Source organism: Dyella acidisoli (genome assembly GCF_030160295.1).
In the GTDB taxonomy this organism is placed as follows: Bacteria; Pseudomonadota; Gammaproteobacteria; order Xanthomonadales; family Rhodanobacteraceae; genus Dyella_B; species Dyella_B acidisoli.
Genome location: NZ_BSOB01000025.1, coordinates 74,389 through 100,644, shown reverse-complemented (window position 1 = coordinate 100,644; position 26,256 = coordinate 74,389). Strand labels below are relative to the sequence as shown.

Genomic DNA, 26,256 nt, shown 5'->3' with positions numbered 1-26,256 from the left:
TAGGTTACAAGCCTGAAAGATATCGCCATGCTTTGATCGTTGACGGGCCAAGCTTCCACGGCGCCGCTATACCGCGAGGCGTCGAAGCATTGAGGGCTTAAAGCGCGCCCTCCGACAGGTTGAGCTTGGCCGAGGTCTGCCCGATCTGCTTTAAGTCCTCAGCGCTTCGACGCCTCGCGGTATAGCGGGAGCGTCGAACCTTGGGCGACCAACCACCTATCTAGCCATAAACGTTCAGGCTTTTCCCTTCCCCATGCTGTGAGCCTTTTAGGCCATTTCTTTGGGTTACTTTTCTTTGGGCCCGCAAAGAAAAGTGACTCGGGCCCTTTAGGGTCCGAAAGCGCCGAAAGCGCCGCAGGCAATACCCCAACACCACGACAAGCCCAACTGAGGCGAGACGCTAATCAGGCCCTGCGCGCAGCGGAGGGAATATATCCCGCTAAGTGGAACGTGCTGCCAGCCGCTCCTCAAATTGCTCCGCCTTCATCGGCGCGCCAAACAAGAACCCCTGCATATGCGAGCACCCCGCATCGCGCAGGAAGCGGCTTTGCATTTCCGTTTCCACGCCTTCGGCGATCACGTCCTTGTTGAGGCTGCGGGCCATGGCGATGATGGCGCTGGTGATCGCTGCGGTTTCCGCGTCCTGCGTGATATCGCGCACGAACGCGCGTTCGATCTTCAGCGCATCGACCGGGAAATGCTTGAGGTAGGAAAGGCTGTTGTAACCGGTGCCGAAGTCATCCAGCGACAAGCGCACGCCGCGTTGGCGAATGCGCCGCAGCAAGCGAATGGTGCCGTCGCCGCCGCTCATCATGGTGCGTTCGGTCAATTCCAGTTCGAGCAGGCTCGGATCGAGGCCGGTTTCGTTGAGGATGCTGTCCAGCCGCTCGTAGAAGCCCGCGTACTGGAACTGCAGCGGCGACACGTTCACTGAGATCGACATCGGATGACCGTTGCGCTGCCACGTGCGCGCTTGCAGGCAGGCTTCGCGCAATGCCCAGGTGCCGATGGAAACGATCAGGCCCGTATCTTCCGCCACGGGAATGAATTGGTCGGGCGTAAAGAGTTCTTCGCCGTTCACGTACAAGCGCAACAGTGCTTCCGCGCCGACGATGTGGCCATGCTTCGCATCGACTTTAGGTTGGTATTGCAAGGCCAGTTCGCCGTGCGCCAGTGCATGGCGCAGCACATTCTCGATGCGCTGGCTGGCCGCGGTGCGCTGGCTCATTTCTGGCGCGTAGAAGCAGTAGCCGTGACGGCCCTGCGTCTTCACTTCGTACATGGCGGCGTCGGCGGTGCGCACCAGTGCGTCCGGCTCGCTGCCGTCGCGCGGGAACAGGCTGATGCCGATGCTGGCGCGGATGTCGAGCTGCGGCGTATGCGGCACCTGTGTTTTTGCGCAGGCGTCGAGCAGCTTGCGCGCAAAGCCTGCTGCTTCGTCCGCATCGTCCACACGTGGCAGCAGCACCACGAATTCGTCGCCGTTGTAGCGGAATGCCATGTCTTCGCTGTCGCGCAATACGCTGCGGATCTGCTGCGCCACGGCTTGCAGCACCTGGTCGCCGACACCGTGGCCAAGCGTGTCGTTGACGCGGCGGAAGTGATCCAGGTCGATATAAAGCACCGCGCACTGGCGATGGCGTTGCGTAGCCATCGTCGTAGCCTGTTCGATGCGCGCATACAGCAGGCTGCGGTTGGGCAGGCCGGTGAGCGTGTCGTGCTGGGCGAGCTGGATCATCTTCAGCGCCAGCGTGCGGTTTTCGCTGATGTCGTGACATACCAGCACACCGCCGGTGACGTTGCCGGTGTGATCGTGGATCAATGCCGCGGACGTTTCGATCGGTGTTTCGAAGCCGTTGCGGTGAAGCAGGATCGCGCGACCGCTGAAATCCACGATGGCGTTGCGCCGCATCGCCTGGCGCAGCGGGTTGTCCAGCAGCTGGCGAGTGTTGATGTCGCGCAGGCGGAACACGTCGTCCAGAGGGCTGCCTTTCGCATCGGCGCTGGGCCAGCCGGTCATCGCCTCGGCGATCGGATTGAGCGAAGTGATGTTGAGTGCAACGTCGGTTGTAATCACGGCGTCACCGATCGAATTGAGCGTGACTTCGGCCAACTGACGCTCGCGGAACAGCGCTTCCTCGTATTGCTTGCGCTTGGTGATGTCCTGCACTTGGCTCACGACGTAATTGAGCTGCCCACTCTCGCTGCGTACCTGCGAGACGCTCAACTGGACGTGCACGATGTGGCCATCGCGATGGACGTAGCGCTTTTCGGTCTGGAACGCTTCGCGCCGGCCGCTGAGAATTTGCGCGGACAGTGCCTCGTTTAGCGGGAGATCGTCCGGATGCGTGACGTCGCGCCAGTTCATCGTGCGCATTTGTGCTTCGGTGTAGCCCAGCATGTCGCACATCGCCGCGTTCACGCGTTGGTAGCGGCCATCCGGCAGGATCATCGCCATGCCTACCGCGGCGTGCTGGAACGCTTGTGAAAAGCGCTGCTCGCTTTCGCGCAGTTGCTCTTCCAGCGCGTGGCGCTCGGTGATGTCGGTGAATACGGTCAGCACGCCGCGCAGCTGGCCTTGCTCATCGCGATCGGGTGTGAAGCTGCCATGTACGTAGCGGCTCTGTGGGCGGTCGAACAACGGACCTTCGTAACTGGAGGCGTGGCCGCCCAGCGCCTGCAGCAATGCGGCGCGCACGCGCAGGTAACTTTCCGGATCAAGCACCTCGCCCACCGTCCGGCCCGTGATGTGGCTGGGGTCGACATCGAACCAGCGGCGATGCGCTTCGTTGGCGAACAGGAACCGCTCGTGCAGGTCGATGTAGGTAATGAGCGCGGGCACGTGCTGCACGACGTGCGCAAGCAGATCTTTCCCGGCTTCGGGAAGCAACGGATCACCTTCGACAGGGTGCATCAGCTTGGTCATGCGGCTACGGTTCGACCGTGTGTCGGCACATCATGCGCCGTACGGGGTCGGGTTTGCACCCCAGCCCACTCGTAATCAATGCAAGGCAACCGCCGGTGCACCCAGCAAACCTTGTTCATCGAGCTGGATCTTCCCTAGCGCATGCAGATCGCTGGCCGCGCCGAATTGATCAGCCAAGGTGGTGACCAGCGGCCCCAATGCAGAGGACCTCAAGGGATAACCGTGCGCCAACACGCGGGCCAGGCCCGCCGCACCGCGTTGCGCCACCGTTACCGCCGCCACGCCGAGGCCGGCTGCTTCGTGCGCGAACAAGGTCGGCGCGCCGTAGGCAGGATCGGCCTGCGCCACGGTTTCGGTCAGCCAGCCGGAACCATGTTCCGTGGCGATGTCCGATCCGCCATCCAACTGCAGGGACAGGCCATGGGCTTGCAGCAAGGCCGCGTATTGGCGCAATTCGAATACGGCACCGGCAAGCGCATGGCTGCGCTCAGCCAGCGCGCCGCCTTGGGTCGCCAACCATTGCGCGGGTGATTGCATCCAGATCTTGCCGTCGGCATAACGCAGCGCAAGGCCACGTGCGCTCAGTGCAGTTTCGGGGCGATAGGGGGTGAGCATCGCCGCTTCCAGCATTTGCCATAGCGGGGCCAGGTTGACGTGTTCGTACTGCACGCAGGTGAGCGCAAGCAGATCATTGCGGCTGAGATAGCGAGCATGTTCCAGCCGGATGCCGAAGTTGCGCATCAGCCAGTCGGCCGTACGGGCACCGGCTTCACCGCGGCCGACCAGTTCCACTTCCAGGCGTTCGGATAGCGCATCAGCGCTCTCTTCCGGAGCGAGCAAGCTCAACGGCAGCAAGCGCATGGGGCCGTCGGCGTACGCGGGGTCTGGCTCCAGCGGCTGCGCGGGCATCCGTCCTTCGTAATGACCGAACGCCACCACGTTTCCGAGCTGGCCACGGGGTACCCGGCGTGCCAGTTCGTCCAGAGTCGCCCAGACCGGAAAGCCGGGACGCAGCAGTTCGACCGCATCGAACATGGCACCACCCAGGGTCAGCCGCGCCTCGGCGACTTCGGGCACCAGTGTGTGTAGGTCGTCCGCCACCAACGCTGCCAGTTCAGCGGCTTCGTCGCGGCTCAGGGTAAGGCGCCGGGGATGCTCGCCGGGAGACAGTTCCAGAGCCAGGACAGCGGGCAGGGCTTGCAGCGAACCAGCGGATTCCACGCGATAACACCTAGGGAAATGAAACGACAAGTTTAACAGTCCGCCTCGAAAGCCCCGTCATTGCCTCCTAGTCGTTCCCAGGCCTAGGCAAAGTGCCGCCTAGAATGAGCGCACATTTTTCAACCTCCCCGTAACGATCAGTCGTTCAAACGCTCGTTTGGGCTTTCGCCAGACCCCCGCGCGGGTTAGCCTTGCTGAATCGGTGCATTGGGACCCATTCAAGGCTATGGAAAACACGCAGCAGCGCGTTGGCGTCATCGGCGGTGTGCGCATTCCGTTCTGTCGCAACAACACTGCCTATGCGGATGTCGGCAACTTTGGCATGTCGGTGAAGGTGCTGGGCGCGCTGGTCGAACGTTTCGGGCTGCACGGGCAGGAGTTGGGCGAAGTGGCGATGGGGGCGGTGATCAAGCACTCCTCCGAATGGAACCTCGCCCGCGAAGCGCTGCTCAGTTCCGGCTTGGCTCCGACCACCCCTGGGATCACCACTGCGCGCGCCTGCGGCACTTCGCTGGACAACGCCATTGTTATTGCCAACAAGATCGCCGCTGGGCAGATCGAAGCCGGTATCGCAGGCGGGTCCGACACCACCAGCGACGTGCCGATCGTCTACAGCCAGCGCCTGCGCAAGCGCCTGCTGGCGGTGAATCGCGCCAAGACGCCGTTGGACAAGCTGAAAACCGCGGTACGCGGCTTTTCCTTCAGCGAATTGAAACCCTCGTTCCCCGGTGTGGCTGAGCCGCGCACCGGCATGTCGATGGGCGAGCACTGCGAAAAAATGGCGCGTGAGTGGCACATCGGCCGCGAGGCGCAGGATCGCCTTGCGCTGGACAGTCATCGCAAACTCGCTGTTGCCTATGACGCGGGCTTCTTCAACGACTTGGTCATTCCGTTCCGCGGCTTGAAGCGCGATGGCTTCCTGCGTCCTGACACCAGCATGGATAAGCTGGCTGGATTAAAACCGGCCTTCGACAAGACATCCGGCCACGGCACCCTCACCGCCGGCAATTCCACCGGCCTTTCCGACGGTGCTGCAGCTGTGTTGCTGGCGAACGAAGCATGGGCGGCCAAGCGTGGCCTGAAAATCCAGGCCTATCTGCGCGATGCGGAAGTGGCCGCGGTGGATTTCGTACACGGCGAAGGCTTGCTGATGGCACCGACCATCGCCGTGCCGCGCATGCTCGCACGCAATGGACTCACCCTGCAGGATTTCGACTTCTACGAAATCCACGAAGCGTTCGCCGCACAGGTGTTGTGCACGCTGCGCGCGTGGGAATCGCCCGATTACTGCAAGCATCGCCTGGGACTGGATGCACCACTGGGTAGCATCGATCCGGCCAAGCTCAACGTGAACGGTTCCAGCCTCGCAGCGGGACATCCGTTCGCTGCCACCGGCGCACGCATCGTTGCCACGCTGGCGAAGATGCTGGAACAAAAAGGTTCGGGCCGCGGTTTGATTTCCATCTGCACCGCCGGCGGCATGGGCGTGGTGGCCATCCTGGAGCGCCCCTGAGTTTTATGCCTCGGTTACGCATCACTGCCAGTTTGAGCCTGCTTGCGCTAGTCATCGGCGTAGGCGGCGTTCAATGGTTGAGCGATCAGACCTACACGCACGTGGATTGGCCGGTCACCGTACATCGTCCCATGACAGCGCAGCTGATGCGTCGTAACAACGAGCATGCCAAGCACGCACCAGCAGTTGTGCGTCCTCGCTACGAACCATCACAAGCGCAAGCAGCCATAACGCCCGCTGCGCCACCCAGCACAGAACCTACCCTTGTGCCTGTGTCGACGCCGGCCGCGTCATTGCCGACATCGCAAATGGAAGATCATGCGGTAGGCAACGTGGTACTGCATCTGACGGTCGATGGACAAGGGCAAGTCACGCGTGCGGCGGTTGCGCAATCCAGCGGCGACAGCGTGCTGGATGCGAATGCGTTGGCCATCGCGCAGCGTTGGCGCTTTGCGGTGCCAGCGGATCATCCGCAAGGAATCAGCGGGGATTTGCCGTTGCGGTTTAGCGGGGAATCGGCGCCTTCGGCGCACATGTAGATTGGGGTGAAAACCCCAACTTCGTGATCCACCAAGCATCGCAACGTTGGGATTTGCACCCCAGCCTACAAAGCTTATTGCGGACGCTGCTCTGCGAACGAATACACCTGATCCGCCCATTGCGTTGCCGCGTAATACGCGCCGGCCATCTTGCGAATGTCTTGCGGCTGCATCTGCGAGCCCTTCAGATCGCCTGCTTCCCACGCATAGACCTGTTCGAGCAACGGTGCAAACGGGCCGCGGTCTTCCACCAGCGCATCGCGGATTTCCGGTGCCAGCGGCAAATGGCTGAGCACGAATTCCATCGGTGCGCACAGCAGCGTGTCGAGCAGTGACAGCAGGCCGGCCATGAATGCCATTTCTTGCTGACCTGTGGGCATGCCTTGCGCCAGCTTCTCGCACATGTGCGCGCGGATCAGTGCGGTGCGCAGGAGTTCCGGCGGACGATCGTCCATGCCGCTGAGCGACATGGTGTAGATCCAGTTGCGCAAGCGTGCCACGCCGAAGAAGATCGCCGCCTGCTGGATGGATTTCAGCTGCCGCGGCAGTGAGAAGTACGCGGAGTTCACGCAGCCGAGCAGCTTGTAGCTGAGCACGGCGTCGTCGCGAATGATGTCGCCGAGTTCCACCGGGCCTGCATTGTTGTCCTGCAGTGCGCTCATCAAGCGCAGCAAGCTGAGTCGGCTCGGTGTGAGCACCGGCACTTCGATCTGCTGCGGCACGAGCAGATAGCGGCCCTGCACGGCCTGGAACGGCAGCGTCTTGCACCGGCCGTAGGTAACGTGGTCGTCGACGTTGCCGGCGATCACGCCGAGGCCGCGTTCGTAAAGCTGTTTGCAGCGCGCCGCCAAGGTATCGGCGTCGAGCGCTTTGGCATCCAGGCGTACATAGCGCGCCAGTCGCAGCAGCGGCTCCAGTGGGCCGTGCGGTTCGCTTGCATTGGGATCGGTGCTGCCCAGGTCCAGCAGCAACGGGCAATTGCGCAGCGCCAGCTGCTGCAGACGTTGCAGCACGGCCGCATCGCGCACATGGATCGGGTGCATGATCACGCCCAGCCGCGGCGTATGCGCCAGAATGTCGGTCTGTTCCAGCAATAGCGCGCGAGGCAGGCGCATGAAGGCGCGATTGCCGCGCACCAAGCGCGTGATCGCGCCATCGGTGATGCCGGAAAGCACACCGCCTACCAGCGTGGTATCGGCATCGGTGCCGGCGCCCTGGCGATAGAACACCAGTTCGTAAGCGAACAGTTCTTCTTCCTGATCCAGGATCGGGCTGCGCACCACAGGCAGCAACATGTCGCTAAGCGAAGTGGTGTCGTTGCCCAATGGCTTGATTGCGGAAGCAGCTGTGCTCGTCATGGTGTCGATACCGAACTGGGGTGGAGCGAGTTCTACGAGCCGGGCATGCCCGGGGGAAATGCGTTTTTCTAAGCCTGTGCAAGTTGTACGGATCGATGCGTATCCTGCAGCGAGCCGTTCTGTCCGTAAGTGCCGGTTTGTGCATCGTTGCCGGTGAGCACGGCGAGCGCTTTGCGCACTTGTGCCAGACGCTGCCCGACGAGTGCGCCGTTGCGCTGATTTCTATCGCGGCAAACGGTCAGCGATTTCAACAGTTCACGCCATTGCGTATCTACTTGCTGCGCAGCTTCGGGCGAGGTGCTGCATAGATGCAGGCGTTCCACGTCGAGCTGTTCCAGCCGGCGCATCAGCATCTGCTTGGCTTCACCTGAGCGGTTGAGCGCTTTGGCGTCGGCGACATTGAGCGCTTCGCGTTCTTCGTCCAGCACGTGGATGAGCTGCGCGGTTGTCGCGCTCATCTCGTCCAGTACGGTGCGCAAGGCGGCGCCGAGTTCGGCCTGCAGATTCGGGCTCATGGCATGGGGTTCTTACTTGCTGCCGCCGATCTGGCCTTCGAGCGAAACCAGGCTGTTGGCGATGGCATGCGGATCGACCTTGTAGGTACCGGCGGCCAGCTGATGCCGGATCTGTTCCACGCGCTGCGTGTCGACCGGCGCGTTTGCGCTGCTTGCTTCCTGCAGGGCGCGGGCCGAATCGGTGAGCTTTACGCTGTCGTTCGCCTGCGTGGTGGACGAACTGGCGGATGGGTTGGCCGTCGAACTCTGGGCGGCGCTGTTTTCCGTGGTGGTGGTCGGAAGCGGAAGCTGCGGCAAGCCGTTGGACGAAATTGTGGTGTTCATGGTTCTTGGCGTTCTCTCGATATGCCTTGGTAGAGGTATCGGCGTTCCTCAGGAAAACTTTAAGGCCCTTCCTTGGTTGCCGATCGCCTGCAGTATGTCCGGTTGTCCAGCGTTACGGGAGGGCCTGCACCTGGCCGTCCCCGATCACTACCCCATTGATTACCCTGCCAGAATTGTCATTGCGTACGCGCAGACGGGCGCCAGTGTCCCCGCCATCCAGGGCCATGCCCCGGGCACGCACTTCGATGCCGTCCAACTGGGCCACCAATTGCACTTCCTCGCCGGCGTGCACCGTTTCCCGGCCGTTGAAGTCGCCCGGTTCCAGCGCCACGCCTGCGATCAGTGGCCGCCCCAGCGAATGGCCCAGGATCTGATCGAGACTTTCGATATAGCCATAACCGAGCCGCGCCACGTCGCGCTCTTCGGCATGCACGTCACCCGGGCCGAGCATGTCGCCGCGCGCCAACGGATGGTTGGTGACCAGCACGTTGCGGAACACCTGCATCTGCACCGGCACCTGGATCGTCCAGCCTGGAGTGCCAGCGCAGCTCACCGACACCGCCACGCGCGAGGGTGTGCCTTCGCGCATCGGCAAGTGTGTTTGCAGCGGGTGGTTGCATGCGGCCAGATGCAGGCGTGCGTTGAGTGGTGTCGGCACGATCACTACGCGGCTGCCGGCGGTGCCGTATTGCGCGCGGACGGCTTGTTCGGCGGCGGTGCGTAGGTCGGTGGGGGTGGTGTCGGCGTGGACGGTGCTGGCGAGCACTAACAGCAAAGTCGGTACGCATGCACGATATCTAGCTGCACGCGAAAGACAGTTCCCTCTCCCCTTCGGGGAGAGGGTTAGGGTGAGGGGCCAAGGCTTGCGGGGGATATCATGTGGCGAGTGATTTTCGCGAGTGATACTCGCGCCTGCGCAAACATCTGGCGAGGTTGACCCCTCACCCCGACCCTCTCCCCGAAGGGGAGAGGGAGCGGTTATCGCAAGAGTGAGGGCTCTGAAGAAACTCATGAACGCTCATCAGCCAATATCGTCGCCAATTGGCTGTTGATTGCTTCCCGCTCTTTCTCCAACTTGTCAGACATCTGCGCTGCCAATTCGAACTGGCCGTTGCCGAGCAGCTCGAGAAACGCTTCGCCATGCTCACGCAAACGCACCGCCGACTCATGCAAGCTGGTGCTGGAAGGATGGTTGCCATGTCGAGCGGTGAGTCGATCCAAACTGCGCTTGAGCACATCTGTATCGAACCAGCGCCGGTCGAGCGACGTCGGTTCCTGCAGTGCCAGTTCCATGCTTTGACGCAAACCGATCACCGACTCGCGCACGGTGAGGCTGAGGCTGGCGATGTCGCTGCCGCTTTCGCCTTCAAGCCAGCTCAGGCACAGGCGATGCGCCAGTGCCGCCGCGCGACCGAGCGCTTCGCCATGCCGGCGGCTTTCATAGGCGCGCCGCTGCAAAGCACCGATGGTGGCCTTCAAGGTGGTGGCGCGTACGTGCAGAGCGTCCTGGCCGTTGCGCAAGGAACGCAGGCGTTCGCCGGCACCGTGCAAGGTATCGGCGCCTTCCTGCAGCGTGCGCTCGGTGGCGTTGACGCCGGTCTGCGCGCGTTCCAGCCGTTGCAGGCTTTGCTGCACGCTGCCATTCATCTGTAGCGAGAATTCGCCGATCGAACTGGTGACCGTTTCGATTTCCGCCGTAGCGTGCGCGGTTTTTTCCGCCAGTTGCTTCACTTCGTCCGCCACCACGGCAAAGCCGCGGCCGGCATCGCCTGCACGTGCCGCTTCGATGGCGGCATTAAGTGCGACGAGATTGGTTTGATGCGCGATGTCCTGCACGCTGGTGGTCAGCGCGCGAATCTGCGCGACCTGCTCGGTGAGCAGGCTCTGGCTCTGGTTCATGGCGGACAAGGCACTGCGCAGCAGGCGCAGTTGGCCATTGAGCTCGCTGACGTTGGCCGAGCTTTGCTCGCCAGCTTTGGCGGCCTGCTCGATGCCACCTTGCGCTTGTTGCAGGGTCGCCGACATGCCGGCGCTGCCCTCCGTCAACTGTCCGACGCTGTCGCGGTTATCGCCGATCGACTGCTCGAGCGCGGATTGTTCGCGATGCAGCGTCTGCGCATGGGTCAATACCAGGCTTTGCTGTTCCAGCGATTGCAACGCCACTGCTGCCGGCGCACGTGGCGCCAGTCGCGCGAACACGGGCGCGAGCCATTGCGCCGTCTTGGGATGCTTGCGGCTCAATCTCGCCAGTTCCGCCTCGTTTCCGGCGAGTGCGGCTTGGATCAGAGCGGCCAGATGCTGGCTGCGGATCAGACTCATAGACAAAAGAGTTCCGGTTATGGGTTCCCAGACATCGGCGGGAAAGTTCGAAAGTTGAGGAAGCAAACGATGTGCCACGTGTTTCTCGCTCGTGGCATCACTCTGCTGCGCCCTCAAGCCGCACCCGAAATCGCCGATACCTCTGTTATCGAAACAGTCCAGAAAAAACCATGAGCACAACGGCGCTGCTCGACAGCGTGGAAAGCCACACCCGCCTGGCGGGCCACAATCGCGTGGCCATGCTGTTGTTCCGTCTCGGCGATAAGCAGTTGTTCGGCATCAATGTTTTCAAGGTGCGCGAAGTGCTGCGCAAGCCGGTGATGGAAAAATTGCCCGGCATGCACGAATGGCTGGCGGGAAGCTTCGATTACCGCGGCAAGACCATCCCGGTGATCGATCTGGCGATGGCGATGGGCTATCCGCCGCTGGCCGGCGTCGACTCGGCGCACGTGGTGGTCACCGAATTCAGTCGCTCCATGCAGGGTTTTCTGGTGGCGGATTTCCAGCGCATCGTGCATTGCACGGGCGAATCGCTGGAGGCGCCGTCCGTCACGCTGGGCTTCGGCAATCGCGTCAACGCGGTGAGTCGCATCGATGGTCAGTTGATGGCGGTCATCGACGTGGAGCAGATGCTGGCCAGCATTGAAGAAGTGGCAGCGGAAATTTCGCCACATATGCAGCATCAGGCCGAACAGAGTCATCTGGCCGTTCGCCGCATCATGGTGGTGGATGATTCCGTGGTAGCGCGCGGCCGTTTGGTCAATTTGTTCAAGCGGATGCATATCGAATGCATCATCGCCCAGGACGGGCGCGAGGCGCTGGAACAACTCACTGCCATGGCGGAAAACGATGGCGAACGCATCGGGTTGGTGATTTCCGACATCGAAATGCCGCGCCTGGATGGCTATGCCTTGACGCGCGCCATTCGCGAAACGCCTGTGCTGCGCCATTTGAAAGTAGTGCTGCACAGCTCCTTGAGCGGTGTATTCAATGAAGCCTTGGTGCGCGATGTTGGCGCTGATCGATTCATTGCGAAGTTCCAGCCGGATTTATTGGCGAAGACGGTGCTGGAGCTGATGGAGCCGTCAACAAATTGACGGTGTGCAGGTGAATGCGGTGATGTCGGGAATCCGTCCCCGCGCGCCGGTAACACGTCGCTACGCATGACGACGGAATAGCGTAAACGGCCGAAAATGGCCGTCCCATGCGGTTTACACCGTATCGCCAAACCGTGGCATGCAACTTGCTCAAACACCCCTGCAGGCGTTATCGCAGCGGGGAATCCGTCATGAGCAATATTCTCGACAACGTGTTCGGTTTGAGTAGCCAGGCGCTGGACGTATGGCAGCACCGCTCCGAAGTGATCGCTTCCAACATTGCCAATGCCGACACGCCCAATTACCAGGCGCGTGATGTCGACTTTCGCCAAGTGCTGCAACAGGCCAGTGGCAATACGGATGGCTCGATGCTGGAGCTGAGTACGCCCACGTCCGGGCAGATCAACACCGCGACGCAATCCGCCGACGCTTTGAAATATCGCGTGCCGCTGCAGCCGACACTCGACGGCAACACCGTCGATGCGCAAGTGGAGCAATCGGCGTTCGCCAGCAACATGGTGCATTACCAAGCCAGCCTCAGCTTCATCAATAGCACGATCCAGGAGCTGCGCCTGGCCATCAATGGTGGAGGACAAAACTGATGTCGCTGATGAAGATTTTTGACACAGCCGGTTCCGGCATGTCCGCCGAATCGCTACGGCTCAACGCCGTCGCCAGCAATCTTGCCAACGCCAACAGCGTCAGCAGCAGTCCGGATGGCGCATACAAGGCAAAAGAGTTGTTGTTCGCGCCGGTGTTGCAATCACAAAGCGGCACGACGGTGCAGGATGCCGGCACCAATGTTGGTGTGCGCATGGCCGGCGTTACCGAAAGCCAGCAGCCGGTGGAATCGCATTACGAACCCGGCAATCCGATGGCGGATGCGAGCGGCTTCGTCTACGGCAGCAATGTCAATCCCATCGATGAGCTGGTGAACATGATTTCTGCGTCCCGTTCGTATCAGAACAACGTGGAAGTGATGAACACCATAAAGCAACTCATGATCAAGACGATCAACTTAGGCAGCTGATCATGTCCACCATCAACACCAACAGTTACGCCGTTTCGGGTCTGAGCCTCACCGGCAGCACGGTGACCAGCACGCCGAGCGGTTCGACCATGACGCAGTCGGATTTCTTGCAACTGCTGACGACGCAATTGAAAAGCCAGGATCCCACGCAGCCGATGGACAACTCGCAGATGGCCTCGGAGATGGCGCAATTCGCGCAACTCGGCACGCTGCAGAACATTCAGAGCAGCCTCACCGGCTTGAGCGGCAATCTCAGCACCAACATGCAGACATCGCAGGTGCTCAACTCCGCAAGTCTGGTGGGCCGCCAGGTGTTGGTGCCATCGACGTCGCTCAGTTACGGCGGCAGCGCCGTGAGCGGTGGCGTGAACGTCACTACGGCGGGTGACGTGGTGGTGACCATCAAGGATGGCAAAGGCAACGTGGTCAACACCATCGATCTCGGTACGCAACAAACCGGCCTCACCAGTTTCACCTGGGATGGCAAGGACAGTAGCGGCAATGCCGTAAGCAGCGGCACCTACAACATCTCGGCCAGCAACGGCAGCAGTAGTGGGCTTACCACGTACGCAGCCGGTTCGGTCACAGGTGTCGGTTACGGCGGCAGCAGCACCGGCACGTATTTGCAAGTGGCAGGCATCGGCGGCGTACCGCTGAGCCAGGTTGCACAGATCAACTGACGGCGCTCGCGAACGCACGCATCGTCATCATTCAGGGGGTACCCAAAGCATGGCTCTCAATCAGGCGCTCAGTGGCATCAACGCGGCCCAGGACCAGTTGAACATCATTTCCAACAACATCGCCAACGCGGGCACGGTGGGCTTCAAAGGCTCCACCGGGCAGTTCGCGGAGGTGTATGCGGTGACCGGTCTCAACTTGAGTTCGGTGGCTGTGGGCAGCGGCGCGGAACTTACCGATGTCGCGCAGCAGTTTTCGCAAGGCGATTTGGAGACGACCAACGGCAGCCTGGACATGGCGCTCAGCGGCAATGGCTTCTTCATCGTCAACAACGGCTCCGGTAACCAGTACACGCGCGACGGTGCATTCCACGAGAACGCCGCGGGCAACGTGGTGACTGCCGATAACGCATTTCTGCAGGTGTATCCGCCGAACGCCACGGGTGGCTTCAACACCAGCACGCTGACCGATCTGCAGCTCAACACCGCGCAGAGTGCGGCAACGCCGACCAGCACCATCACGGTGAGTTCGAACCTGCCCGCTGGGGCTACGGTGCCGACGACCACGCCGTTCAATCCAGCCGATTCCACCACCTACAACGACGCATCGTCACTGACTGTCTACGATTCGCAGGGTGGTTCGCACGCGGCGACGATCTATTACGTCAAGACCGGCAACAACACGTGGAACGCCAATCTCTACATCGATGGCAACAGCGCAGGTACTTCAGCGTTGACGTTCAGCAGTGCCGGCGCATTGCTGACGCCCGCCAACGGCAATCTCAGTTTCACGCCGGTGCAGCCGACCAACGGCGCCACGTTCCCCGCCACCATGGCAGTGAACGTGACCAACACCACGCAGTTCGGCACAGCGTACGCGCCGGGCACGATCAACCAGAACGGCTACCAGGCCGGTGTGCTGGAGAATGTCACGATCGGTAACGACGGCATCGTCACGGCGATCTATTCCAACAATCAGACCAGCCAGCTCGGCCAGATCGCGGTGGCGAACTTCGCCAACCTGCAAGGCCTGCAGCAGATCGGCAACAACCGTTGGGCGGCGACGCAATCGTCCGGCACGGCGGTGCTGGGCACGGCCAGCGTGGGCCAGTTCGGCAACATCGAGCAAGGCCAGTTGGAAACGTCCAACACCTCCGACACCACCGCGCAGCTAGTGAACATGATCCAGGCACAGCAGGACTACCAAGCCAATTCGCAAATGCTCGGCACGGTGAATTCGCTGTCGCAGACCTTGTTCCAGGCGGTCAGCCGCGGCGGTTGATGACCTATGGACCGCTCCGTCTACATCGCCATGACCGGTGCCACGCAGACGATGCGTGCGCAGGATGCGGTAAGCCACAACCTGGCCAACGCGTCCACGGTGGGCTTCAAGGGCGAGCTCAGCGCGTTTCAAAGCGTGCCGGTGCTCGGCCCTGGCGCCAACACGCGCATCAATGCGGTGGCGCAAGGCATGGGACAGGACACCACGCAAGGTTCGGTCCAGCACACCGGCCGTTCGCTCGATGTTGCAGTGAATGGTCCCGGTTGGATCGCCGTGCAAGCACCGGACGGCAGCGAAGCGTATACGCGCGCAGGTGATCTGCAGCTCGGCGCCGACGGCAGTCTTACCGATGCGCGCGGCAATCCGGTGATGGGCACGGGCGGTCCGATCACTGTGCCCGATAGCGCGCAGATCAGCGTCGGCAAGGACGGCACCATTTCCACCGTGCCGATGGGGCAGGGGCCGAACACCATCGCCGCGGTAGGGCAGATCAAGCTGGTCAATCCGGATCCCACGCAGATGTCCGAGGGCACGGATGGCCTGATGCACATGAATGACGGCAGCACTGCCGACACCGACAACACGGTGACGGTGACCTCCGGTGCATTGGAGGCCAGCAACGTCAATCCATCGTCGGAGCTGGTGAAGATGATCTCGCTGTCGCGCCAATACGAAATGCAGGTGCGTTCGATCAAGACCGCGGAAGACAACGCGGACGCCAGCACCAAATTGTTGCAGACGAGCTAAAGGCTGAAGCCATGAATTCGATACGCAACAAATCTCCCCTCACCTTTGAATCTCGCTTCAAGGCCGTCATTCCCGCGAAAGCGGGAATCCAAGTTGCTCTGATGCAAAAAGCGAAGATGGATTCCCGCTTTCGCGGGAATGACGGCCTTGAGGAACACATGGACATTCAAGTGATAGGGCGCCTATCGCTCATCGCACAACCTGTTCGGAGCTAACGATATGTTCTCTTCACTCTGGATCGCCAAGACCGGCCTGGATGCGCAGCAGACGCAGATGGACGTGATCTCCAACAACCTGGCGAACGCGAGCACTACCGGCTTCAAAACGTCGCGCGCTTCGTTTCAGGATTTGATGTACCAGAACGAAGGCCAACCAGGCAGCCAGACCACGGAGCAGACGCAATCGCCGACTGGCTTGTTGTTGGGCACCGGTGTGAAGGTGGTCGGTAGCGAAAAGCTGTTTACGCAAGGTGCGATCACGCAGACAGGCAATTCGCTCGACGTCGCGATCCAGGGCAACGGCTTTATTCAGGTGAGCTTGCCGGACGGCACCGTGGCTTACACGCGCGACGGTTCGCTGCATCAAGATTCCACCGGCCAGGTCGTGACCGGCGACGGTTATCCGCTGGTGCCTTCGATCACGCTGCCGGCCAACGTCAACAGCATCACCATCGGCACCGATGGCACCGTCAGCGTCACCAGCAACGGCTCGACGACGCCGACGCAGGTGGGCGTGATACAGCTCGCCAATTTCGTGAACTCCGCCGGCCTGCAGCCGATGGGTCAGAACCTTTACCTGGAAACGCAATCCAGCGGCACGGCACAGACCGGGCAGCCCGGCATCAACGGCATGGGCACGCTCGCGCAAGGCTCGCTGGAATCGTCCAACACCAACGTGGTGGAGGAGATGGTCAACATGATCCAGGCCCAGCGCACGTATGAAATGAACTCCAAGTCGATCAGCGCCGTGGACGACATGTTGCAGTTCGTGATCAACAAGACTTGATGGGTGATTTATGTTCTATCCCTCAGTGTTCTTACGCATCGCTACCGTTTCGCTGCTCGCCGTAGCGCTGGCCGGTTGCGGTGCAATCCAGGAGCATCAGCGGCAGGACGATGCGAAGTGGGCCGCCACAGCGCCGGTCGAACAGAACTCGCCGCCGCCGGCGGACGGTTCGATCTATCACGACATGCAGAATATGGAGCTGTTCAACGATGCGCGCGCGCATCGCATCGGCGACATCCTGACCATCAATTTGGTGGAAGCGATGCAGGCCAGCAAGAAATCGGAAACCACGACCAGCAAGTCGGACAAGGTCAACGTGGGCGCACCGCAGATCCTCGGGCAGTCGCTGCGCGTTGCCGGACAGGCGGCCAATTCCACGCTCAATTCCGCCAACAGCTTCGACGGCGCCGGCAGCAGCACGCAAAGCAACCAGCTCAGTGGTTCGCTCACCGTGACGGTGGCGCAGCGTTTGTCCAACGGCAATCTGCTGGTGAAAGGCGAAAAGTGGTTGACCATCAACCAAGGCCAGGAGTTGATCCGCATCTCCGGCATCGTGCGTACGCAGGATATTGGGCAGGACAACTCTGTCGATTCCACGCGCGTGGCGGATGCACGTATCACCTATACGGGTCGCGGCACCTTGAATGAAGCGAATACGCAGGGGTGGCTGGCGAAGTTCTTCAATTCGAAGTGGATGCCGTTCTGAATACTTCATCTCCCAGAAGTGGGCTCCCTCTCCCCTTCGGGGAGAGGGTTGGGGTGAGGGGTCAACCTCGCGAAATGTTTTCGAGTGCAACGCATGCAAATTTTTAACAGCAATAAAAGTGAGTTTGGCCACAAGAGTGGCCCCTCACCCCAACCCTCTCCCCGGAGGGGAGAGGGGGCGAAAACTCGCGCGGCAATGGTGCTTGCTGCTCTGCTGACTTTCGTTCCAGTTGCCTCACATGCCGACAAAATCCGCGACCTCGTCCAAGTCGCCGGCGTACGCAGCAACCAGCTCGTCGGTTACGGCTTGGTAGTAGGCCTTGATGGCACCGGCGACCAAACCACGCAGGCACCGTTCACCACGCAAAGCCTGGAGAACATGCTCAAGCAGTTCGGCGTATCGATTCCTTCCACCGGCATCCAGCCGCAGCTGAAGGACGTCGCCGCAGTGACCATCACCGCGGAACTGCCGCCGTTTGCCAAGCCGGGACAAACCATCGACATCACCGTGGCATCGATCGGCAACGCCAAGAGCCTGCGCGGTGGTGAATTGCTGATGTCGCCGTTGCACGGCGCGGATGGCAACGTCTACGCGGTAGCGCAAGGCAGTGTCGTGGTCGGCGGTGTAAGCGCGTCGGGCCGCAGCGGCTCCAGCGTGCAGATCAACATCTCCGCCAGCGGACGCATTCCCAATGGCGCATCGGTCGAGCGTGTCGTGCCCAATTCGTTCAACAACGGTGGCGACATCGTGTTGAACCTCAACTCGGCCGACTACGCCACGGCCAATCACATCGTCGATGCGATCAATCATCTGTACGGTGCTGGTACGGCGCGTGCGCTCGACGGTGGTTCGGTTTCCGTGCGAGGTCCGGTTGATCCGGGCCAGAAGGTTGCGTGGCTGGGTGCGATCGAAGCGCTCGATGTTCAGCCGGGCGATGCACCCGCACGTGTGATCGTCAATTCCCGCACGGGCACGGTGGTGATCGGCTCGGATGTGCGTGTGAGCGCCGCCGCGGTGGCGCACGGTTCAATCCAGGTCACCATCAGCGAGCAGCCTCAGGTCAGCCAGCCTGGACCTTTCAGCAATGGCACGACGACGGTGGTGCCGAACAGTTCGGTGTCGGTGACGCAGCAAGGTGCGCACATGTTCAAGTTCGGTCCCGGCGTGAGTCTGGATTCGATCGTACGTGCGGTAAATCAGGTCGGTGCCACACCTACTGATTTGATTTCGATTCTCGAAGCGCTGAAACAAGCCGGCGCACTGCACGCAGACCTGGTAGTTATCTAATGGCTGACCTCGGCAACGTCGCAGCGCAATCGCTGAGTACCTGGACAGATCTGTCCGGGTTCGGCGCGCTGCGTCATCAAGCCGAGACGGACCAGAGTGCCGCGCTGCCCGCCGTCGCCAAGCAATTCGAATCGATGTTCACCGAAATGCTGCTGAAGTCGATGCGCGAGGCGAACTTTGGCGATCCCCTGTTCGAAAGCCAGGCCACTGACACGTGGCAAGACATGTTCGACCAGCAGCTGTCACTGAATCTCGCACAGCATGGCAAGGGTTTGGGCATTGCCGACATGCTGGTGCGCCAGCTTGGCGGGCATGGCCAGGCGCAAGGTGCCGAAGACAAAACATCCATGGTCGATCCCTCTGCCACGGGCATGGTCGACGGCTGGAAGCAGCGCCTGTTCGATCTAGCTGATGCGACGCGTTCTACCGCACGCAAAGCAATGGCGTGGCTGCCGCCGGATGCAGAGACCTTTGTGCGCGAACTCGCGCCACAGGCCAGCATCGTGGCGAAAGAGCTGGGCCTGTCGATGCGTACCGTGCTTGCGCAGGCTGCGCTCGAAACCAATTGGGGCAAGCACATGCCCGCGCACACAGATGGCAGCAGCAGCTTCAACTTGTTCGGCATCAAGGCCGGCAGCAGTTGGGGCGGTTCGCGCGTGAACGTGCCGACGGTGGAATACGAAGGCGGCATTGCCGTGCGCAAACAGGCGCAATTCCGCTCCTACACATCCACCGCCGAATCGCTGGCCGACTACGCCGAGCTGATCAGCACCGACCCCCGCTATGCCGCCGCGCGCGGCCACGGCGACGACGTGCTTGGCTACGCCAGGGCGCTGGTCGAAGGCGGCTACGCCACCGATCCGGCCTACGCGGCCAAAGTGACGGCGATGGCCAACAGCGGTGTGATGCGGCAGGCGTTGGAGGCGCTCAAGAAAACGGGCGGGGTGCCGAATTTATGAACGTCGAACTGCGCGGAAACTCCAATCTCGCCTCACCGTCATCCCAGCGAAAGCTGGGATCCAGTGTCTTTGCACGTCGAGGAACAAAGTCACTGGATCCCAGCTTTCGCTGGGATGACGACATGTTTCGATTGCGGCGTTGGAGCGTAAACCTGCAGTGCTCGCTGCGTCAGCCTCTCCCAGAGGGAGAGGGGCTAGTTACAGACTGAGGAAATGCATCCCCATGTCCAGCATGCTCAACATCGGCATTTCCGGCCTCAACGCTGCCCAGGTCGCCCTGAGCACGGTCAGCAACAACATCGCCAATGCCAGCACCAGCGGCTACAGCGAAGAAAGCGTGTTGCAGTCCGAAGCGATTTCGCAGAGTGGCAGCCAATACACGATCGGCTCGGGCGTGAATGTGGTTGCCGTGCAGCGCGCTTACAGCCAGTACCTTACCCAGGCGCTGTGGAGCAGCAACAGCAGCCTGCAGGGCGCGACCACCACCAACGACCTCACCACCTCACTCAACGGTTTCCTGAGCAGCAGCGGCAACCTGCAGACGGCGCTGGATAACCTTTACAGCGGCTTCAGCAGCGTAGCGAACTCGCCGAGTTCTTCCTCAGTGCGCCAAGCGGCGCTGGGTAGCGCATCCTCGCTCACCGCTGTGTTCAATACGCTGGGACAACAGCTCAGCAAGCAGTCGACGCAGGTCAATCAGCAGATCGGCAGCACCGTCGGCAGCATCAACACCATTGCTTCGCAGATTGCCAAGCTCAACGGCCAGATCAAACAATCCAGCACGACCGGCAATCCGAATGCCTTGCTCGACCAGCGCGATTCCCTGGTGCAGCAGTTGTCGGGCTTGACCGGCATTTCCGCATCGACCAATAACGACGGCTCGATCAGCGTGTACACCTCCGCCGGTGGAACGCTGGTAAGCGGCACGCAATCGTATGCGCTGTCGTCCGGCGCCAATCAATACGACCCGGGCACCACGGATGTGCTCGACAGCAACGGCAACGACATCACTTCGCAGTTGAGCGGCGGTACGCTGGGTGCCTTGATCAATTATCGCGATATGGTGCTGCAACCCGCGCAGAACGCGCTGGGTCAGTCGGCCATCGCATTGGCCTCCAGCGTCAATGCACAGCAAGCTGATGGCTTGAACCTCAATGGCCAGCAAGGCCAGGCGATCTTCAGCGTGTCGTCGCCTGCCGTGCTACCGTCGAGCAAGAATTCCAGCAGTGCCGCGACCGTGAGCGCATCCGTCAGCAACGTCTCGCAGCTCACCACTTCCGACTACGTGTTGCGCTACACCGGAGCAGGTACCGGCACCAACGGCTGGACGCTGGCGACGACCGGCGGACAGAACGTGGCGCTCACCGCGAACGCCAACGGCACGCTTTCCGCCGATGGGCTGACCTTCAGCGTGTCGGGTGCGCCGCAGACCGGCGACAGCTATGAAATCCAGCCGACGCGCAGTGCATCCACCTCCCTGTCGACGATCATGACCGATCCGAACGGCATCGCCGCCGCCGCCGCGTTAACGGCTTCGGCAGGTACGAGCAATACCGGCACCGGCAAAGTGGGTTCGGTGAGCGTGACCAATTCGGCGAACGGCAATCTGCTTGCCGGCGCCACCATCACCTTCGGCGCGGGCAGCAACTATTCGATTACAGACGGCGCGGGCAACACGACCACCGGCACCTATACAGCAGGCCAACCGATCACGGCCGACGGCTGGAGCTTGAGCCTGAGCGGTACGCCGGCCAGCGGCGACACCTTCAAAGTGGCAGCCAACACCAATGGACTCAACGACAACAGCAATGCGTTGTCGCTCGCCGCGCTATCCGATAGCGGCGTGCTCAATGGTGGCAAGGATTCGGTGGTGGCCAGCTACGCCAATCTCACCGCGCAGATCGGCAGCGCCGGCAGCCAGGCGAGTTCGGACCTCAGCACGCAGACCAGCATCTACAACCAGGCGATGAGCACCCAACAAAGCTACGCCGGTGTGAACTTGAATCAGGAAGCGGCCAATCTGGTGACGTTCCAGCAGGCCTACCAAGCTTCGGCGCAGGTTATTTCCAGTGCCGAGCAGATCTTCACCAGTCTGATTACCGCGATTCAAAACGGTTAAAGGTACGACTTATGATGCGCATCTCCACCGTCTGGATGTATCAGCAGCAGCTCAGCACCATGCTCAACCAGCAGAGCGAGCTGGCGCAAACGCAGAACGAAGTGAGCACCGGCAACGCGATCAACGTCGCGTCCGACAACCCGACTGGCGCGGCGCAGATCGTCGGGCTGAGCCACATTCTTGCGCAGAACACCCAATACTCCAGCAACATCGACAGCGCCAACACGCGGCTGTCCACCGAGTCGACCACGCTTACCACCGTCAACAACCTGTTGAGCAGCGTGAACGATATCGGCTTGAGCGCCATCAATGGTGCGATGTCGTCCACCGACCTCAGCAACATGGCCACGCAGCTCACGCAGTACCGCAACCAGCTCGTGCAGCTGGCCAATACCACTGACGCGAACGGCCAGGCTTTGTTCGCCGGTACCAGCACCACCAGCACACCGTTCGTCATGAACAGCGGCACCGGCGCGGTGAGCTATGCCGGCAATGACCAACAGCAATTCACGGCGATTGGCAGCGGTTTGCAAGTAGCCAACGGCGATGCCGGCAGTCCCATCTTCATGAGCCTGCCGGCTGGCAATGGTTCCTTCGTTGCCAGCGCCAACAGCAGCAACACCGGCACGCTGGTGGTGGGCTCGAACAGCGTTACCAACACGGCGGCTTGGAGCGCGGCCACCGCATCGGGCCCGGTCAACGACACCATCACCTTCGGCGCGAACGGCGCCTATAGCGTGACGGATGCATCCGGCAACCCGGTGACCGACAGCAGTGGCAACCCGGTCACCGGTACGTACACCGATGGTGGCAGCATCAGCTTCAATGGCGTCACCCTCAGCATGAGCGGCACGCCTGCCGCGGGCGACACGGTGAAAGTGCAGTCCGACAACGCGTCCAATACGCAGGACATCTTCACCACGCTCAACAACATGATCGCTACCCTGCAAAGCGGCGGCAGTTCTACGTCCATCAACAACACCTTGAACCGTCAGCTGGAGTCGCTCAATCAGGCGATGAATGCGGTATCCACTGCGCAGGTATCCGTCGGCAGTCGCATCGATACGCTGCAGCAACAAAGCACCAGTTACTCGGATCTCTCCATCACCTACAAGAGTGCGCTCTCGGACGTGCAGAACGTCGACATGGCCACGGCGATCAGCAACCTCTCGTTGCAATCGACCGCATTGCAGGCTTCGCAGCAGGTATTCGCGAAGATCCAAGGCACCAGCCTGTTCGACTACCTGCGCTGATGCACCTCTGATTCAAAGGATCACCATGCTGCGGCAAATCATCAAAGACTACGAACTGATCGATCCGGTCAACACTCTGCTGGTGCCCGGCGGCGAATCGGCGGCACCCAAGGAATTGATCTTTCACGTCATGCAAGACAACGCGGCCAACGTCGAAGTGCTGGATATCGGCTTCGGTAAAGGCGGCCTTGGCGAACTGCTCAAGAGCCATCCCGCTACCAAGCATTGGTCAGTCGACGGCGTGGATGGTTTTGAAGGCGCGTTCAACAACAACACGCTGTTCGATCGGAAGATTTATCGCAATCTGTGGCACGGCCTGGCGCAGAGCATCCCATCCGAACGCTTTGCCAAATACAACATCATCTGCCTGCTGGATGTGATCGAACATCTGTCGGCAGAAACGGCCAAATGGCTGCTGCGCACGCTACTCACCAGTATGGGCAACGATTCGTTCCTGTTCATCAGCACGCCTCTCTGGTTCTATCCGCAGGACAGCCAGCAAAGCGGCGATCTGGAAGAACACCTGATCGGCGTGCCCGCCAGCTCGATGATGGCACTGGTACCGATGATGTACGCCGTGAACCCGCCGCTGATCGGCGGCTTCGTGCTCGGCAAGCGCAGCTTGGATTTCATCGAGTTTTTCCAGCCGACCACAGACAAGGGTTTTTCGTATCACCGCGGGACGATGCTGGCGAGTGCGATCAATTTTCAAAATGTGCCTGGGAAATTGTTCAAACTGACGTGATTTACGTAGCCGCTTTTTTGCCATAGGTAAGCTGGAATTGCTCCACTCCTTGTCGAATGGCGGTCTCGATGTCAGGAAAGTCGCGAAGCAGTGCCGCTTGGCCAGTAAGCGTTGTTTCGCACGCTTCCAGAATTTCACCTATGCGTTGCTGCGGGTTGGCTATGTCGCAATCGCGCGCGAATTCCATCAATTCCAGCCGCGCCACAAACAGATTGCGCGTGCCTTTGAGGGACAGCGCGAGGCCGTCTTCAGGGATGTAGCAGGTGGTATTGACGATGTCGTAAGCCGGTGCCATTCGCGCGTCGATGGATAGCGGATCGGTGTAGAGCACGCCAAAGTTCTTCAGATGCGCATCCCCGTTGCCGACAATGCATGACAAGGCCACCTGGTCGAACAGCTGGGCCAAGGCCTGGGCCACTTGTTCAGGCGCGCAGAACAGTTGAAGTGCCTTTGCGATTTGCGTGTAGCTGCCCTTGTACTTGTCGGCGGTGGTCCTTCCCATGAGCACGGCCATGTCTTCGAAGCCCAGGGCCATGCCTTCGGCAGTGCGATCGAAGCGCCGCATCACGAACAGTCGCCTGTTCTCCGATAGATGGAACTCCGCAACTGGAATGCCTGCAGCTTTGGCCATGCTCATGCAGACAAACTCATTGACCGCAAGGCCAGGATATTTATCGCCGGCGCTTTTGACGATCAGCTCGCGAGTGGTCAGAGCTCCTTTTCCGTAGATCTCGCCGCGCGTGTCTTCCGGCACGAGCAGCTTGGGTTGAACGCCCGAGACCCCGGTTCGGCTCAGATATCGGTGGGAGAGCTCCGTGAACAGATCTTCCGCTCCGTTCCAGGCAAGAATTTCCGTGAGCGAAACGCCTTTATCTGCCTCATCACCAGGTACATCCGGTGTTTCAACCATCACTCGGCCGATCGCTGCTTCTCGGCCCGTAAGAGCGAGCAGCAGCATGGGATCGAATCGACCGGCCTTTGCGAACCGATTGCGCAGTTCCTCGAGAACGTACCCCTCGGGCATGTTCATTTCGAACAGCGGGAAGAGCAGTTCGCTGCGATACTGATCCATTCTGTGCGGCATGGTCAGGCTGACTTCGGCCGCTGCGTTGATGGTGGGGTGATACTGAAAAAAGTACGCCCCCGTCTCGCGTGCGAGCATGCCCGAGTCGCCCTGGGGCGTACGGACCCGCAAGTGCTCGATCGTCTTAGTCTTCATCAGTGAAGATCTCTCTCACCTCTTCGAGCGTGGGTCGCCGTGCAGGTGCGAGGGATAGCTCGCCTCCCACGACATGAGCGACCTTGGCATAGGTTTCGATGACGACTCGCGGGGAGCCTTGCTCGATCTCAATGACCTTTCGCCGAGGAACGCTGGCGCGTAAGGCAACGTCCTGCTGCGTCAGGCCCCGATGCTGGCGCATGGCACGTATGGCCTGCCCTAGCCGGATAAGTGGAATCGAAGACATGTGCAATATATAGCACATGATACTGATAATGTCACATATATGTGACATTATCAGTATCATTATCCGTCCCGGCTACTTAGCAGGCGCGCTATCGCGCCGGCCGCCACGACATCACAACGCCCTTGCCCAGACCTGCCCCATCAGGTCATGCCCGAAGCTGTGATGCGCTTCTTCCGATACCAGCGAAAAGCCCGCTGCTTCGTAGATGCGGCGGGCGGAAGCGAGAATATCGTTGGTCCACAGCAGCACCCGCGTGTAGCCGGCATTTTTTGCAAAGCCGATGCATTCATCGACTAATCGCTTGCCGATGCCAAGGCCACGCGCCTTTGGATCAACGAGCAGGCAACGAAGCTGCGCCGCTGTCGGATCGTCCGCATTGCGCGCCACGAAGACGCAGCCGACGCGCTCGCCATCCACTGCGGCTATCCACATGCGTTCCGTGGCGGGATCGTGATGGGTGGCAAATTGCGCGAACAGTCCTGCTACGAGGGCTTCGAATTCCGCATTCCACCCGAACTCATCGGCATAGAGCTGCCCGTGGCGTTCGATTGCCCAGCCGATATCGCCGATGCGATGCGTGCGAATGGTGACCTTGCCATGGCCATTGGCCGGCGACAGTAATCGCTGCACTTCCTGCATCGACGTGAGCAAACGATGCCGGCCCGGTTCCGACAAGCGGGAGAGATGGGATGCGGTGAGCTTGTGCGAAGCACGGTCCAGGTTGCGGAATGCCCTACGGCCTTCGCTGGTGAGCGAAAGCATCCATTGCCGGCCGTCTTCCCGCGAGGGCTGCCGCGTTATGAGTCCCTGCGCTATGAAGTTCTGCACGATGCGACTGAGATAACCGGCATCAAGCCCCAGCAATTCGCCGATCTCGCTTGCCGTAACGGTTTTGCGCGTGCCAAGTTCGAATAGCACGCGCGCCTGGGTGAGGCTGAAAGAGCTGGCGAGAAGGCCTTCATCGAGCACGCCGATCTGGCGTGTGTAGAAGCGATTGAAGTTGCGCACGGCCTCGGCTTGCTGTGCGAGCGATTCGGAGATGGGCATTGGCATACCTCGCAACCGGATGCCGGAACGATACGCCCACATAGTTGACTCAGTCAACTATGTGGGCTGCGGCCCGCAACTGTAGGCTGGGATGCCAATCCCAGCAACACACCAAGTTGAT

General features: G+C 60.9%; 26 protein-coding genes. 16 read left to right on the top strand and 10 right to left on the bottom strand.

The features are described 5' to 3' along the window. Nucleotides 1-439: 439 nt before the first annotated feature. Complete coding sequence (locus QQJ86_RS13820; RefSeq protein WP_284321541.1) at nt 440-2,926, bottom strand: sensor domain-containing protein; 2,487 nt, start codon at nt 2,924-2,926, stop codon at nt 440-442. 75 nt (nt 2,927-3,001) lie between these two features. Then, entirely contained in the window at nt 3,002-4,147 is a 1,146-nt protein-coding gene (locus QQJ86_RS13815) for a hypothetical protein (RefSeq protein WP_284321540.1), read from the bottom strand. Nucleotides 4,148-4,373: 226 nt separating this feature from the next. Between QQJ86_RS13815 and QQJ86_RS13810 the strand changes: the two genes are divergently transcribed. Both QQJ86_RS13810 and QQJ86_RS13805 read left to right on the top strand, forming a co-directional pair. Next, on the top strand, nt 4,374-5,660 hold the full coding sequence (locus QQJ86_RS13810; RefSeq protein ID WP_284321539.1) for an acetyl-CoA C-acetyltransferase: 1,287 nt from the start codon (nt 4,374-4,376) through the stop codon (nt 5,658-5,660). A gap of 5 nt (nt 5,661-5,665) precedes the next feature. Beyond that, entirely contained in the window at nt 5,666-6,199 is a 534-nt protein-coding gene (locus QQJ86_RS13805) for an energy transducer TonB family protein (protein WP_284321538.1), read from the top strand. Between the two features lie 74 nt (nt 6,200-6,273). On the opposite strand, the gene QQJ86_RS13800 is transcribed toward QQJ86_RS13805, so the two are convergent. The 5 genes from QQJ86_RS13800 to QQJ86_RS13780 all read right to left on the bottom strand — a co-directional run bounded on the left by QQJ86_RS13800 (nt 6,274) and on the right by QQJ86_RS13780 (nt 10,715). After that, nucleotides 6,274-7,557: an EAL and HDOD domain-containing protein gene (locus QQJ86_RS13800; RefSeq protein ID WP_284321537.1), complete on the bottom strand. Its 1,284-nt coding sequence runs from the start codon at nt 7,555-7,557 to the stop codon at nt 6,274-6,276. Nucleotides 7,558-7,625: 68 nt separating this feature from the next. Then, nucleotides 7,626-8,072, bottom strand: coding sequence for a flagella synthesis protein FlgN (locus QQJ86_RS13795; protein WP_284321536.1), 447 nt, complete (start codon nt 8,070-8,072; stop codon nt 7,626-7,628). Between the two features lie 12 nt (nt 8,073-8,084). Continuing rightward, on the bottom strand, nt 8,085-8,396 hold the full coding sequence (gene flgM / locus QQJ86_RS13790; protein ID WP_284321535.1) for a flagellar biosynthesis anti-sigma factor FlgM: 312 nt from the start codon (nt 8,394-8,396) through the stop codon (nt 8,085-8,087). A 112-nt stretch (nt 8,397-8,508) separates the two neighbouring features. Beyond that, on the bottom strand, nt 8,509-9,162 hold the full coding sequence (gene flgA / locus QQJ86_RS13785; RefSeq protein ID WP_284321534.1) for a flagellar basal body P-ring formation chaperone FlgA: 654 nt from the start codon (nt 9,160-9,162) through the stop codon (nt 8,509-8,511). A 242-nt stretch (nt 9,163-9,404) separates the two neighbouring features. Then, nucleotides 9,405-10,715: a methyl-accepting chemotaxis protein gene (locus tag QQJ86_RS13780; protein WP_284321533.1), complete on the bottom strand. Its 1,311-nt coding sequence runs from the start codon at nt 10,713-10,715 to the stop codon at nt 9,405-9,407. A gap of 170 nt (nt 10,716-10,885) precedes the next feature. Here QQJ86_RS13780 and QQJ86_RS13775 point away from each other — a divergent pair, with 170 nt between their 5' ends. From QQJ86_RS13775 to QQJ86_RS13710, 14 genes are all read left to right on the top strand, one after another. Further along, nucleotides 10,886-11,812 carry a chemotaxis protein gene (locus tag QQJ86_RS13775; protein ID WP_284321532.1) on the top strand — a complete coding sequence of 309 codons (927 nt, stop codon included), beginning with the start codon at nt 10,886-10,888 and terminating at the stop codon, nt 11,810-11,812. 191 nt (nt 11,813-12,003) lie between these two features. After that, nucleotides 12,004-12,414 carry a flagellar basal body rod protein FlgB gene (flgB, locus tag QQJ86_RS13770; protein WP_284321531.1) on the top strand — a complete coding sequence of 137 codons (411 nt, stop codon included), beginning with the start codon at nt 12,004-12,006 and terminating at the stop codon, nt 12,412-12,414. Further along, nucleotides 12,414-12,842, top strand: coding sequence for a flagellar basal body rod protein FlgC (flgC, locus tag QQJ86_RS13765; protein ID WP_284321530.1), 429 nt, complete (start codon nt 12,414-12,416; stop codon nt 12,840-12,842). Before flgB ends, flgC begins: the two co-directional genes overlap by 1 nt. A gap of 2 nt (nt 12,843-12,844) precedes the next feature. After that, entirely contained in the window at nt 12,845-13,522 is a 678-nt protein-coding gene (locus QQJ86_RS13760; RefSeq protein WP_284321529.1) for a flagellar hook assembly protein FlgD, read from the top strand. A 49-nt stretch (nt 13,523-13,571) separates the two neighbouring features. After that, nucleotides 13,572-14,801, top strand: coding sequence for a flagellar hook protein FlgE (locus QQJ86_RS13755; RefSeq protein ID WP_284321528.1), 1,230 nt, complete (start codon nt 13,572-13,574; stop codon nt 14,799-14,801). 6 nt (nt 14,802-14,807) lie between these two features. Further along, entirely contained in the window at nt 14,808-15,548 is a 741-nt protein-coding gene (flgF, locus tag QQJ86_RS13750) for a flagellar basal-body rod protein FlgF (RefSeq protein ID WP_284321527.1), read from the top strand. A gap of 11 nt (nt 15,549-15,559) precedes the next feature. Next, the gene (locus QQJ86_RS13745; protein ID WP_284321526.1) at nt 15,560-15,763 is read left to right on the top strand and encodes a hypothetical protein; all 204 of its coding nucleotides are present in this window, start codon (nt 15,560-15,562) and stop codon (nt 15,761-15,763) included. Between the two features lie 4 nt (nt 15,764-15,767). Beyond that, the gene (gene flgG / locus QQJ86_RS13740; protein ID WP_284321525.1) at nt 15,768-16,553 is read left to right on the top strand and encodes a flagellar basal-body rod protein FlgG; all 786 of its coding nucleotides are present in this window, start codon (nt 15,768-15,770) and stop codon (nt 16,551-16,553) included. 10 nt (nt 16,554-16,563) lie between these two features. Continuing rightward, a complete protein-coding gene (flgH, locus tag QQJ86_RS13735; protein ID WP_284321524.1) occupies nt 16,564-17,259 on the top strand; it encodes a flagellar basal body L-ring protein FlgH in 696 nt (231 codons plus the stop codon). Between the two features lie 195 nt (nt 17,260-17,454). Continuing rightward, nucleotides 17,455-18,546, top strand: coding sequence for a flagellar basal body P-ring protein FlgI (locus tag QQJ86_RS13730; protein ID WP_284321523.1), 1,092 nt, complete (start codon nt 17,455-17,457; stop codon nt 18,544-18,546). Then, nucleotides 18,546-19,505 (top strand): flagellar assembly peptidoglycan hydrolase FlgJ, encoded by a 960-nt coding sequence (flgJ, locus tag QQJ86_RS13725; RefSeq protein WP_284321522.1) that lies wholly within the window; start codon nt 18,546-18,548, stop codon nt 19,503-19,505. Before QQJ86_RS13730 ends, flgJ begins: the two co-directional genes overlap by 1 nt. 223 nt (nt 19,506-19,728) lie before the next feature. Continuing rightward, nucleotides 19,729-21,624, top strand: a complete 1,896-nt coding sequence (gene flgK, locus QQJ86_RS13720) for a flagellar hook-associated protein FlgK (protein WP_284321521.1) — start codon at nt 19,729-19,731, stop codon at nt 21,622-21,624. 11 nt (nt 21,625-21,635) lie between these two features. Beyond that, the gene (flgL, locus tag QQJ86_RS13715) at nt 21,636-22,877 is read left to right on the top strand and encodes a flagellar hook-associated protein FlgL (RefSeq protein ID WP_284321520.1); all 1,242 of its coding nucleotides are present in this window, start codon (nt 21,636-21,638) and stop codon (nt 22,875-22,877) included. Between the two features lie 25 nt (nt 22,878-22,902). After that, on the top strand, nt 22,903-23,622 hold the full coding sequence (locus tag QQJ86_RS13710; protein ID WP_284321519.1) for a methyltransferase domain-containing protein: 720 nt from the start codon (nt 22,903-22,905) through the stop codon (nt 23,620-23,622). Nucleotide 23,623: 1 nt separating this feature from the next. Here the strand turns inward: QQJ86_RS13710 and QQJ86_RS13705 are convergent, their stop codons facing one another. The 3 genes from QQJ86_RS13705 to QQJ86_RS13700 form a co-directional block, all read right to left on the bottom strand. Then, entirely contained in the window at nt 23,624-24,841 is a 1,218-nt protein-coding gene (locus QQJ86_RS13705; RefSeq protein WP_284321518.1) for a type II toxin-antitoxin system HipA family toxin, read from the bottom strand. After that, nucleotides 24,831-25,088, bottom strand: coding sequence for a helix-turn-helix domain-containing protein (locus tag QQJ86_RS22850; RefSeq protein WP_423372859.1), 258 nt, complete (start codon nt 25,086-25,088; stop codon nt 24,831-24,833). Before QQJ86_RS22850 ends, QQJ86_RS13705 begins: the two co-directional genes overlap by 11 nt. A 111-nt stretch (nt 25,089-25,199) precedes the next feature. Then, nucleotides 25,200-26,135, bottom strand: coding sequence for a bifunctional helix-turn-helix transcriptional regulator/GNAT family N-acetyltransferase (locus QQJ86_RS13700; RefSeq protein ID WP_284321517.1), 936 nt, complete (start codon nt 26,133-26,135; stop codon nt 25,200-25,202). Between the last annotated feature and the right edge of the window lie 121 nt (nt 26,136-26,256).